Source organism: Fibrobacter sp. UWT3 (assembly GCF_900230125.1).
Lineage (GTDB): Bacteria > Fibrobacterota > Fibrobacteria > Fibrobacterales > Fibrobacteraceae > Fibrobacter.
Window position 1 is genome coordinate 373,778 of sequence record NZ_OCSS01000001.1, and the last position, 12,676, is coordinate 386,453.

General features: G+C 51.9%; 10 protein-coding genes. 9 read left to right on the top strand and 1 reads right to left on the bottom strand.

Annotated elements, in window-relative coordinates; translation table 11 throughout:
• The first annotated feature begins 40 nt into the window (after positions 1-40).
• From CRO08_RS01460 to CRO08_RS01500, 9 genes are all read left to right on the top strand, one after another.
• A complete protein-coding gene (locus tag CRO08_RS01460; RefSeq protein WP_097034692.1) occupies positions 41-370 on the top strand; it encodes a transposase in 330 nt (109 codons plus the stop codon).
• A gap of 17 nt (positions 371-387) precedes the next feature.
• Entirely contained in the window at positions 388-1,236 is an 849-nt protein-coding gene (locus CRO08_RS01465) for an IS3 family transposase (protein ID WP_176495013.1), read from the top strand.
• 56 nt (positions 1,237-1,292) lie between these two features.
• On the top strand, positions 1,293-1,601 hold the full coding sequence (locus CRO08_RS01470; RefSeq protein WP_097034773.1) for a helix-turn-helix domain-containing protein: 309 nt from the start codon (positions 1,293-1,295) through the stop codon (positions 1,599-1,601).
• Positions 1,602-1,618: 17 nt separating this feature from the next.
• The gene (locus CRO08_RS01475) at positions 1,619-2,467 is read left to right on the top strand and encodes an IS3 family transposase (protein WP_176495013.1); all 849 of its coding nucleotides are present in this window, start codon (positions 1,619-1,621) and stop codon (positions 2,465-2,467) included.
• A 1,277-nt stretch (positions 2,468-3,744) separates the two neighbouring features.
• Positions 3,745-7,875, top strand: coding sequence for a LamG domain-containing protein (locus tag CRO08_RS01480; protein ID WP_176495022.1), 4,131 nt, complete (start codon positions 3,745-3,747; stop codon positions 7,873-7,875).
• An 11-nt stretch (positions 7,876-7,886) separates the two neighbouring features.
• On the top strand, positions 7,887-8,552 hold the full coding sequence (locus CRO08_RS01485) for a hypothetical protein (protein WP_141398189.1): 666 nt from the start codon (positions 7,887-7,889) through the stop codon (positions 8,550-8,552).
• 3 nt (positions 8,553-8,555) lie between these two features.
• A complete protein-coding gene (locus tag CRO08_RS01490) occupies positions 8,556-8,870 on the top strand; it encodes a DUF721 domain-containing protein (protein WP_073114486.1) in 315 nt (104 codons plus the stop codon).
• A gap of 45 nt (positions 8,871-8,915) precedes the next feature.
• Positions 8,916-10,856, top strand: a complete 1,941-nt coding sequence (gene gyrB / locus CRO08_RS01495) for a DNA topoisomerase (ATP-hydrolyzing) subunit B (protein ID WP_072813271.1) — start codon at positions 8,916-8,918, stop codon at positions 10,854-10,856.
• Positions 10,849-11,865, top strand: coding sequence for a polyprenyl synthetase family protein (locus CRO08_RS01500; protein WP_255252200.1), 1,017 nt, complete (start codon positions 10,849-10,851; stop codon positions 11,863-11,865). Before gyrB ends, CRO08_RS01500 begins: the two co-directional genes overlap by 8 nt.
• Here the strand turns inward: CRO08_RS01500 and CRO08_RS16610 are convergent.
• A complete protein-coding gene (locus CRO08_RS16610) occupies positions 11,862-12,362 on the bottom strand; it encodes a hypothetical protein (RefSeq protein ID WP_141398190.1) in 501 nt (166 codons plus the stop codon). The genes CRO08_RS01500 and CRO08_RS16610 overlap by 4 nt on opposite strands.
• Positions 12,363-12,676 lie beyond the last annotated feature (314 nt).

A 12,676-nucleotide genomic window follows, 5' to 3' on the forward strand; every position in this document is an offset into this window, starting at 1 on the left:
AGCTACTATATTCATTGCGCAACCCCCAAAAGGTAAAACAATGGCAAAAATCAACTATAGCTCCGAGACAAGGGAACAGGTCATCAAGCTGGTCCTGAAAGGCGAAAAGTCAGCAAACCAAATAGCCAAGGAACTCGGAATCGGGCCCAATACAGTCGGTCGGTGGGTAAACGAGTACCGCAAGGAACACAACCTGCCGAGCTACCGCGAGGAACGGCGAATCCGCAAGGTGTCCGTCGAGGAACTCGCCGCCAAGAACAGGGAACTGGAAAAACTCCTGAAGAAGCGTGAAAAGGAGCTTGCGGACGAGAAGGAGACGGTAGAGATCCTAAAAAAATCCCTGCACATCTTTATGCGACCACACGACTGAAATGCGAGGCGATACACGTGAACCGCAAGAAATACTCAGTCAGGAAGATGTGCAGAGCCCTAGGAATACCGCAGTGTTCCTACTACCAGTGGTCGCGCCAGCAGGAAAAACGTGCCGAGAAGAAGGCCCGCGAAGAACGGCTTGTCCAGAAGGTCCGCGACACCTTCGAAGAAAACCACCGCGTGTACGGTTGCCCGAAGATGCAGGCGGCACTCCATGACAAGGGTGACGAGGTAAAGGTGTGGAAACTGCGCCGCATCATGCGCGAGAACGGTCTCTATCCGGTCACGCTCAAGAAATGGAAACCCTACCGCAAGGGCAAATGTGACTCCATGTACAGCGAGAACCTGGTGCAGCGGAAGTTCGATCCCGACAGTCTGAACGCCGTCTGGGCCGGCGACATCACCTACGTCAAGACTACGCTTGGCTGGGTGTACCTTGCCGTGGTACTTGACCTATGCAACAAGGAGGCGGTGGGTTATGCCGTGAGCAAGAACATCGACACGGAACTTGTCAAGCGCGCGTTGTCCAATGCCATCATGCAACGCGGCCATCACGACGGACTAATCTTCCATTCCGACCGCGGCGTGCAGTACAGTAGCATGGGTTACCGCACGATGCTCTCGGAGAACGGGATAACGCCCTCGATGAGCGCACCGGGCTGCCCCTACGACAACGCCTGCATGGAAAGCTTCTTCGCTAGCTTCAAGAAGGAGATGGCCTACAGGCGTGACTTCAAGGACATCGAAGACGTGCGGGAGGCCGTTTTCAGGTACATCGAGCTGTTCTACAACCGGAAACGGCTCCATAGTTCGCTCGGTTACATGACACCGGTGGAATATAGGCTGTCAAAACAGGCTGCCTAGACCACAAGGGTATACCACTTAACAAGAAAAAAGGATATATTTTAACTTAACCGGTAATGAATATGGTCGTTCATGAACCCACTATTAAAAAAACTACAAATCCATCAGCAAACCAAATAGCCAAGGAACTCGGAATCGGGCCCAATACAGTCGGTCGGTGGGTAAACGAGTACCGCAAGGAACACAACCTGCCGAGCTACCGCGAGGAACGGCGAATCCGCAAGGTGTCCGTCGAGGAACTCGCCGCCAAGAACAGGGAACTGGAAAAACTCCTGAAGAAGCGTGAAAAGGAGCTTGCGGACGAGAAGGAGACGGTAGAGATCCTAAAAAAATCCCTGCACATCTTTATGCGACCACACGACTGAAATGCGAGGCGATACACGTGAACCGCAAGAAATACTCAGTCAGGAAGATGTGCAGAGCCCTAGGAATACCGCAGTGTTCCTACTACCAGTGGTCGCGCCAGCAGGAAAAACGTGCCGAGAAGAAGGCCCGCGAAGAACGGCTTGTCCAGAAGGTCCGCGACACCTTCGAAGAAAACCACCGCGTGTACGGTTGCCCGAAGATGCAGGCGGCACTCCATGACAAGGGTGACGAGGTAAAGGTGTGGAAACTGCGCCGCATCATGCGCGAGAACGGTCTCTATCCGGTCACGCTCAAGAAATGGAAACCCTACCGCAAGGGCAAATGTGACTCCATGTACAGCGAGAACCTGGTGCAGCGGAAGTTCGATCCCGACAGTCTGAACGCCGTCTGGGCCGGCGACATCACCTACGTCAAGACTACGCTTGGCTGGGTGTACCTTGCCGTGGTACTTGACCTATGCAACAAGGAGGCGGTGGGTTATGCCGTGAGCAAGAACATCGACACGGAACTTGTCAAGCGCGCGTTGTCCAATGCCATCATGCAACGCGGCCATCACGACGGACTAATCTTCCATTCCGACCGCGGCGTGCAGTACAGTAGCATGGGTTACCGCACGATGCTCTCGGAGAACGGGATAACGCCCTCGATGAGCGCACCGGGCTGCCCCTACGACAACGCCTGCATGGAAAGCTTCTTCGCTAGCTTCAAGAAGGAGATGGCCTACAGGCGTGACTTCAAGGACATCGAAGACGTGCGGGAGGCCGTTTTCAGGTACATCGAGCTGTTCTACAACCGGAAACGGCTCCATAGTTCGCTCGGTTACATGACACCGGTGGAATATAGGCTGTCAAAACAGGCTGCCTAGACCACAAGGGTATACCACTTAACAAGAAAAAAGGATATATTTTAACTTAACCGGTAATGAATATGGTCGTTCATGAACCCACTATTAAAAAAACTACAAATCCAACCATTTTTGGAGATGGGGAGAGTGGTTATTGGAAAGCCTTGGAAGATGATCCCGATACTAGGCTTGAAGCTATGACGGGTTCATATTATGATGGCAATGTATGGAAATACGATCGTACATACGGCCTCTTGACTCCGTTTGAGGTCCAATATCTACCGATGTTCCCTGCTTCAAAACTCGATGGTGGATTGAACACATTCTTATTCGCAGATGAAGATGTAGACCACATGCAATCGGCTCGTTTAGATTTATATTTTTACAGTCCTGAAATTGCGCAGGATTATTTCCAAGCTATCGTTCTTAATAGTAGTGTAGTTGATACTATTGGGTGTGATACCGTTTTTGATAATGTTTCATTCAATAGAGGGCGTGTAGATGGCCGGCAGTGTATTGTTACAACAACGAGCAATCGTAAGGATGTTGCGCAAACTCCATTCTATTCAGAGGGTGCGTCTGTACAAATCTATGTAGCCCGTAATAAATCCATGGGGAGCGTGACGATTGATACGCTAAATTACCCTGCCACGGCAAATTGGCGAAATCTGAGAACGGATACTTGCAAGGTTTCTGGGGAAGATTGGACGTTTACGGACGATGGAACCACGCCCTGTTACAAGTACTACGAATTTGGCTCGCGTGCGCACTACTATTACGGCGATTATTCCGACTCTGTATGGGCAGCCCGAATGATGCGTGGCGATAGTGTCATAAAAAATATGGTGAACTCGCCTGAAATTGCAAGTGTCAAATCGCTGGAAGCTTTTTTCAGGGATAGTGTCGATGTTTCTAAATTTGGGGACAAGAAACTTGAATTCCCTGTCCAACTTTCATCGCGGATCTTTGATGCCGACAGCAATCGATTCTATGTGAAATTTGATTCTGTTACAACGGTGCTCAGCAATCTTGTCGGTGATAAGGTCGATGCCGCAATAAGCAACTTGAGGGTTGATTCAGCTAAGATTTCGGGAGGTGTCTCGTCAATTAGTTTGTCTGCCACCAACGACACCCTATATGTCAAGGCTGATTCGCTTAAGGAAGATATAATCTATCGAAAATCCGGAGATTCTCTTGCGGTAACACCTGTGCGTCCGAATAGCGAATCTTTGTCAATGAAGCGCCTGTATAGAAATGACAACGAATGGGTGAAAAATGTTGTTATAAATTCTGCTGTATTGGAACAGCTAGACTCCAGTACTCACACTCACTTGAATATCGCTGGCCATTTCCCGGATTCCTCGGATATGACCATAGGATTTAAGTCGGTCGATTCCATCGAGGATAAACGCCCCAAGGAACTTGTTGAATTGCGCGCGTACCTAAAGAAAAACTACACATACGATGTGGCTTACTTGAATGATACCGCCTTCTATGTCATTCCTGGTCCCATGCTGGATTCTATCAAGTGGAAAAACGGTGTGAAACTGGATAGCAATGATGAAGAAGGCTGGTATCGCTTGGGTTGGTTCGATGTCAACAAGTTACAGGGAAACACCCAGTTCATGCTTTTATGGGGAGATAAGACTGCGTATAATTTTGCTGAGTTCAAGATGATTGTGGGGCGCGCTGTGGAGCCGACAAGGGGCAATACGGTCAAGTCCCTGTTTGAAGAAGCCAGTGTTACATTCCCGAAGAATTCGGTCGATACCGTCAAAAATGTCACGGTCAGAACAGTTGAGGCGTCGGATTACTCTTTCGAGGTTTTCAACAACCTGGCTCTCAAGGGCCCGATTGTGGAAGTCCTTCCGAGAATGACTTTCGCTGATACTGCGCGGCCACGAATTCAGATGAAAATAAGTTATGAAGAGATGGAGGCTATGCATGCGACTCCGCAGACGGTAAGGCTGTATAAGGTTGATTTTGTAAATAAACAGTTTGTTCCGCTTACAGATGTTCTTTATGGCTATCTTGATAAGTATGGCAAGGCTCTTGTTGAAGGTGCTTCCGATACTGTTGCGACATGTTCGACAGCAACGGATATAAGATGCTATACGGATAAGGAACAGTGGGCCTACTTGCTGATTTCTGCCGAGACAAGGACCTTCTCCGTGTTTACGGCGATGGCTTCCGGTATTGCGGAAACTCCTAACTTCAGCGTGACTGTTTTGCCTGAAATCGCCTCGACTGCAAACCGCACGGTCCGTGTGGACGGCATATCGAGATTTAGGCTGTACGTAGATGATGATTCGCTGTGGGCCAACCGTGGTGATGCTACTCCGCCCGTAGAACTTGCTTTTACTGCGGATTCCAACGGTTTTGCCCGAATTGCCTTGCCTTCTCGCGGTAAGGCCATTGATACCAGCTACGTGTTCGTGGTTGCCCTTGGCGAACCCGATGCGGAAGGAAATATGGAAGAACTCCCTGCTGCTCCGGCAGTGGCTCGTGCTTTGACAGTGAATGCGCAGTTTGTTTGCTCCGTTCCGCCAGATTCATTGTGGCTCGGTCTCGATAACGGCTACATGGCATACGGCGCAAGCTGTACGCATCCGGGTTACGGGCTGGTATCGCTCTATCGCGAAGGAACAGTCATAGCCGAAATTCGCGGCGAGATTCCCGATACGGTAATCTATGACGGTTCCAAGACTTCTGGGGCGTCCGGCTTGGGCAAGATTGCGTCCGGAATTTATGAATCGCGCTACGTGGGCGTTTCTGCTCTCGGTATGGATATGCAGATTGCCGGTCCGCGAGTCTATACGGATTCTCTACGTCCTGCCATCAGGAACTTCTCCGTGCAGGATTCTTCCGAGGTCCTTGACCGCATCTTTACGGCGACTGCGGATGTGTATGATTCCGAGTCGGGTATTGCCCACGTGGTCGTGACTCCTGTGTTCGGGGGCGATACGATGCGTGTTATGAATGTGGTGCCGGATTCTGCCGGTCATGTGTCTGCAAGTATTCGTATTTCCCGAAAGCAGCTTGCCGAATGTACCGGCTGTTACCTCTCCATGGAAATGCGTGTGGAAGACTACGGTCACAACCATGCGGAGCAGAAATATGTTTCGGATGAAAAGCTGTATCCATATCCGACGGAACTTGCCCTGTGGTACCCAGCCCGAGAAAGCAGCGGCAAGATTGCTCACGAACTGCTCGGTACGGGGCATGACTTGGACTTGAGAAAAGTGAATAACCCTTGGGGCAGTGATGTCGGCTTGTATTTTAATCGAAATACCGATTATGCAGTTGGAAAAAATGGCCTTGTTGATTTCGGGAGCACTCCCTCGTACTCTTTCGAGGCTCGAATCAAATTGGGCTACGGCAATCACGAATGGCATAATATTCTTGGGTTTGGGGGACCTGGTGGACTCGATATTCGCCTTATGCAAAATGAGCAATCCTTGCGACTTGTTGAAGGTCCGTTTATCTGGAATTCTGGTTCAATACTCCCCTCACAACAAAAGTCTTGGGCGCATGTCGTCGTGACCGTTGATTCTGCCCATGTCAAGTTCTATGTCGATGGTGAACTAAAAGCTGTCAGGGAATCGGGAATAAATCAGGAACGTGAACTAGAAGGCATATTCTCGATGGGCGAATCTCCTGCGGCGCATTTCTATATCGGGAACATCGCGGATATACGCATGTACTCGCGTGCGTTGACTGCTGCTGAAGTCGAGGAACTTTCGAAGCCCGTCACCGATGCGGGTGAGGTTTCCGATGTCATCGTCATCGCCGTGAAGGATATGGAGGCGGTGGGCGGATTCTCGAATGAGTTCTCCTGCTCCGTAGCCGGTAACAAGTACCTTGTATCGGACGATTCGGCGACACTCACGATGTCCGTAATCGTCGAAAATTCCGCGGACTATAATGTCGTGCTGTACGCAAGGTCTGCGACCGTTGGCGATAAATCGATTTATGTCGGTGAATCAAATCTGCTGACGGGGACAGCCTCCGTTTCCAATACCTGGCGTGCGGTGACAGTTTCTGGCGTATCCATCCATCTTGCGGCGGGTACGCATACGCTTATGCTGAAGGTCCCTGCCGGTGTCCAGATTGGCGGAGCGGCTCTCACGACCGCCAACATTCCGGCCTCGATGATTGCCTGGGGTATAAGTACTTCGGACAAGGTGGCTGGAATTGTACCTGCCGATACGGCTCGTAAGGTTAAGTCGTACTTGCGCTACGAGGGGTATCCGGAAACATCCACGCTCCGCCCGAGAATCCGTCTGCGCAACGTATCCAATGAGCCCGTGAATGGGTTCTCTGTCCGCTACTACTTCCGTGGCGAGGATGCCTCGCAGGCTGGAGTTGACCGTTATTGGCCGAACTACGGACCAACATTCCCTGCAGTGCATTCCGAGAGTGCCAACACGGGTTATGTGGAATGGTCGTTTGCCGAGACGATTCCTGTTGCCGGAACTGTGTTCGGTGGCAGCGGACCGCATTTCGGTCTCTATAATTCCGATTTTACTCCGTGGAGTGCTTCCGACGACCCGTCCTTCGTGGACCCGAATTCCGGCCTGGTTGCGAATATTGATGGTTTCTATGAAGATGCCGGCATTGTCGTCCTTGACAATGACAATAACTTGATTGGCGGTTCTTGCGCCGAGATGGAAGACCCCGTATCGCTCGAGACCAAGGTCCGCGTGCTTGCTGCCGATGTGCGTGGCGACAAGCTGGCAAGCGAGATTCACTTCATGGTGGAAAATACGGGTAATGTCTCGTTGAAGAACTTCGACGTGCGCTACTACTTCTTCGTGGAAGAGGGCCTTGCGCCGGATTACGAACTCAACGATAAGTCCAAATGTTCTTCGGCCTCGATGGAAAGCCTCGGTTCCGGTCGCTGGCAGGTGACAGTCCATTGCGACTCGTCGCTTGCCGCTGGCAATACGTGGCAGAATCCGGTGAAGTTCGCTTTGCATTTGCCAGGCTGGCCTGCGATGTGGAATGCGGATGACGACCCGAGTCACGATAGTCTCGGAATGGCGATGCGCGTGGCTCGCGGCATTTGCGTGTTCGATTCCACGGGGTACATGCTCTATGGCAATACACCTGTCTGGGCACTGCCCGCTCCGGATGAAGTCAATCCGGATTCTGTCTATAATGTTGATTTCGGCTACAATGCGCCTGGATCCGTTCCTGTAATCCGTACGCCGGAAGGACTCGTTATCACGATGGATAACTGGTCATACGTGGAACTGAGTCTGGTGACGGCTTTGGGTACGCCTGTAAAATCTATCTTTAGCGGGACGCTCGCTCCGGGTGACCAGCTGGTGCATGTGGACTGGACCGGCATCGACATGAATAGAACTTGCTTGATGCTTAAAGTGAATGGGACTATTAAGTCAACGAAAAATCTTTCGCTACTATAAGGATTTGAAACATGAATAAAGTAATTAGAATATTTGCTATCGTCTCGTTTGTGGCGTTTCAGGCGCATGCGCTGAGCCTTCAGACCGTATTTGACAACCAGAAGAAATCTGCCTTCCCGGACACCTGCGAAATGCAGATGCGAACTACGGTGACGCTTCCCAATATGGCTCCTCAGGTGGTGAACATGGCCCTGCTTACAGCGGGAGAAAGCAAGTCCATTACAACAATCAAGTCCAGCATGATGCAGATGGAAATGGTACAGAACAACGGACGCATGAAGGTCACGGACTTGAAAACCGGGAAAAAACTCCCGGCGCAGAACATGCCCGCACAGAACCCAGCCGATGTGAACAAGCAGATGGGCTCTCCCGAAGATTATAACAATCCTGTTGCGGAGGGAAATTTATGGAAGATTACTCCCAAGGACCCGTCCAAGCCAACGCTTTACTATTCGCAGAAAAACAAGCGCGTGATGAAGATGAACGTAGTCGTGAACGGGGCGAATGCTGTAAGCGAGTTCGAATATTGCGACAACTCCTGCCCGCTGCCAGGGACTCTCAAGAAAGTAACGATAAAGACTTCCGCGCCTCAGGGCGGCGAAAGTACGGTTGTTTTAGAAGTGCTGAGGGCAAAACAGAGGCATTTGTTACCCGCGAAAATGTTCGATGTGGAGTAAAAGATGTTTGTCCGTAGAAAAAAGGGTGTGACGGGAGAGGGCGCTGTCGATATCAGCGTGCTCATTGCGAAGGTTCTCGACAAGGCGCATGTCTCCGAAAGTATGGACTTCAAGACCCTTTCGGACCGCTTCGAGGAAGTGGTCGGAAAGGCTGTTTGCGCGCATGTGCAACCCGTGAAATTGGACAAGCATACGCTTGTGCTGAAAGCGGCTTCTGCGGCCTGGAAAAGCGAACTTTTCATGCAAAAAAATGCTATTATTGACAGGTGCAATGCGCTGCTCGGAAAGCCTGTGGTTAAGGCGATTCGCTTCGTTTGAACCGGCTCCCGAGGCTCGCTCCTGTGAAATGTTTTTAGAGGAAATATGGCAGAAGAATCTGAAGAATTGAAGAAGGCCGAGGAAGATTACAGCGGTTCGAGCATTACCGTTCTTGAGGGCTTGGAGGCGGTACGTGTCCGCCCCGCCATGTACATCGGCTCGACCGACATCCGCGGGCTTCACCATCTGGTATGGGAAGTCGTCGACAACTCCGTGGACGAGGCTCTGGCCGGATTCTGCAACCACATTGAAATTTCCATTTTGCCGGGCAACGGCATCCGCGTGACCGATAACGGGCGCGGCATCCCGACCGACATTCACCCGAAGGAACACGTGGGCACCATCGAGGTGGTGATGACCAAGCTCCATGCGGGCGGCAAGTTCGACAGCAATTCGTACAAGGTTTCTGCCGGTCTGCACGGCGTGGGCGTGAGCTGCGTGAACGCGCTTTCGAACAAGCTTATCGTGACGGTGCGTCGCAACGGCCGCGTGGTGCGCCAGGAATTCTCGAAGGGCATTCCCTGCGGCCCGCAGGTGGATATCGGCGAGAGCGACGGCACGACCGGCACGAGCGTCGAGTTCTACCCCGACGATACGATTTTTACCGAGACCGTCTACGTGTACGACACGCTGGCTACGCGCTTCCGCGAACTTGCGTTCCTCATGAGCGGGCTCAGGCTCACGCTTACCGACGAGCGCGACTCCGAGAACCAACGCTCCGAGACGTTCTGCTACCCGGGTGGCGTTTCCGAGTTCGTGCGCTACGTGGACGAACACCGCACTCCGCTCTTTAACGAGCCCATCCACCTGGTGCTCCCTGATGGCCAGTACCCGCTCGAAGTCGCCATGTGGTACAACGACGGCTACCAGGAAAACTTCTTCAGCTTCGTGAACAACGTGAACACCTACGACGGCGGTACGCACGTTACGGGCTTCAAGACGGCACTTACGCGCGTCATCAACAAGTTTGCGGCGGAGATGCCCAAGGGCAAGAAGGATGCGCAGATTACGAGCGACGACATTCGCGAAGGCCTTACTGCGGTTATCGCCATCAAGGTTTCGCAGCCGCAGTTCGAAGGCCAGACCAAGCGCAAGCTTGGCAACTCCGAAATCGCAAGCTACGTGAACAGTGCCTTTGGCGCAAAGCTCGAGGAATTCTTCCAGGAAAACCCGGCCGCCATCAAGGTGATTCTTGACAAGGTGTACAACGCGGCTCTCGCCCGCGAGGCGGCGCACCGTGCACGCAATCTCGCACGCCGCAAGAACGTTCTTGAAAGCGGCGGCCTTCCCGGCAAGCTCGCGGACTGCAGTAGCCGCGACCCGAAGGAATGCGAACTGTTTATTGTCGAGGGTGACTCTGCAGGCGGTTCCGCGAAGAGCGGACGCAACCGCGAATTCCAGGCTATTCTCCCGCTGCGCGGTAAGATTCTGAACGTGGAAAAGGCAAGCCTCCACCGCGTGCTCGATACCGAGGAAATCCAGAACCTGGTGAACGCCATCGGTACGGGTATCGGTACGGAGTTCAAGATTGAAAAGCTCCGCTACGACAAGATTATCATCATGACCGATGCCGATGTGGACGGCTCTCACATCCAGACGCTCCTCCTCACGTTCTTCTTCCGCTACATGCGCCCGCTTATCGATGCAGGCCACATATTCCTTGCAATGCCCCCGCTGTTCAAGCTGAAGGTGGGCACGAAGGACCGCTACCTGTTCGACGAGAACGAGAAGGACAAGGCGATGGCCGAAGTCGAGGACAAGAAGAACGTGACCATCACGCGATTCAAGGGCCTTGGCGAAATGTCTGCCGAGCAGCTGAACGACACGACCATGGACCCGAAGAGCCGCTTCCTCAAGCAGTGCTACGTGGAAGATGCCGTGCTCGCCGACCAGATTTTCAGCATGCTCATGGGCGAAGACGTGGAACCGCGCCGCAAGTTCATCGAAAGCAACGCCTACAAGGTGTTGAACGACCTGGATGTCTAGCGAGATGAGCCCGTCGAAAGCCGATTTTCAGGTAGTGCTGGGCCAGGCCCGCGAACTGGTGAAGGACCAGCTCGCCATGACCGAACAGGTGATTATGCAGGTGGCCGAGAACGCCCCCGCGGGTATATCTGACAGGCTGGTTTCGCTGTTTGGCCGCAAGGGCAAGCGCATACGCTCGACGCTCCTGTGCCTTATCGCGAACTGCGGGGCAAATGCGCCCGACAAGGCCCGCGTGGCCCATGCCTGCGCGAGCGTGGAACTCCTGCACCTTGCAAGCCTCGTGCACGACGACATCATCGACGGGACGGAACTCCGCCGCGGGCAGATTACCGCCCACAAGGAATGGGGTACGCAGGTTGCGGTGCTGGTGGGCGACTACGTGCTTTCGCAGTCCATGCGCTGCGTGATTGACGAAGAGGCGAGGAACATCCTGGTAATCATCTCCGATGCTGCCGACAAGCTTATCGTAGGCGAGATCATGGAACTCGACCACTGCGGCGAGATGACGCTTTCGCGTGGGATGTACAACGAGATTATTGACCGCAAGACTGCCGCGCTCATCGAGGCTGCCGCACGCATTGGTGGCATCATGGCGGGTTTCGACAAGCCACTTGTGGATGACTGTGCCAGGATGGGCGCACACTTCGGGCTTGCGTTCCAGATTATCGACGACCTGCTCGATTACGGGTTCGGCTCGAAGAACCTGGACAAGGCGAAGTTCACCGACCTTTCCAACGGGCTCATAACGCTCCCGCTGCTGTACTACTTCGAGGACTGCAGTGCGGAAGAACGTTCCGAGATGGAATCGCTTATCAAGCGTGTCGCGACAGACGATGTCGCGGGCGAGATAATTGCACGCCTGAACGCGAAGAAGAGTTTCGAGAAGGCGAAGGCCGAAGCCCAGGAACACCTGGAGCAGGCGCTGCAGATTGCGGACAAGTTCCCGAAGAACAACTTTACCGACGAAATTGTCGCCATGTTTGCAAGCATGAGCGACCGCGGGAATTAGTTCTCCTCGTCGGATTCTTTCTTTACTATATAAACAAGGGCGTTTGCTTCAATATAATTGAAGTTTATTTCGCCTTTTACCAAAAGGTCAATCCAAAACATACAAGTGCAAGCCACGTCAAAGGATGGATTCTTTTTTTTAGCGAGTACTACTAGGGTATCTCCTTTGTAGGAGTATTCTACGTAATCAGGTGGCTCTGCCGGTGGGCACATTTGGTTGGTCAAAACACGGATTGAATAAGCGTTTTCATTATATTTTTTTGCGTAGAATGTATCAATGCCTAGATTGGGCTTTTTGTAATCCATGTGGCCGATGCATGAATCGACGGATAGCAGTTCAATAAAGGATGTATCCAAAATATCAAGATTGGAATCAATAGTAACAGATGATTCCTTCTGCGTTGAAGTATTTTCTGGATTAGTGATGTTCTCGTCGTCCTTAGAGGAACACGCCCATATAAGGAAAAGGCTAGAGAGAAGTAATACAATTCTTTTCATAGGAGATTCCTTGTATGTTTTCTCTTTTTAGGGATTCGCCTAACTCGGTAAAATAGAATCTTTACCATCTTATATCTCCGCTTATGTTATAGACTATGTAAAGATAATATAAACTGTCTTCATAGGTACTTTTGCAAAGTAGAATTTGCAACCGAAACTTGGGTTGATGAAAAATTGCAAGCATGAGCGACCGCGGGAACTAGATTTCACTTATGTCGTGCCAAAGAACGTCACACCGAAGCTGGGCGTAGCCCAGCAAGCGTGTCTATGGATACTCTTGTCGCTACGCGACTGCGGTATGACGAGGGAGTACG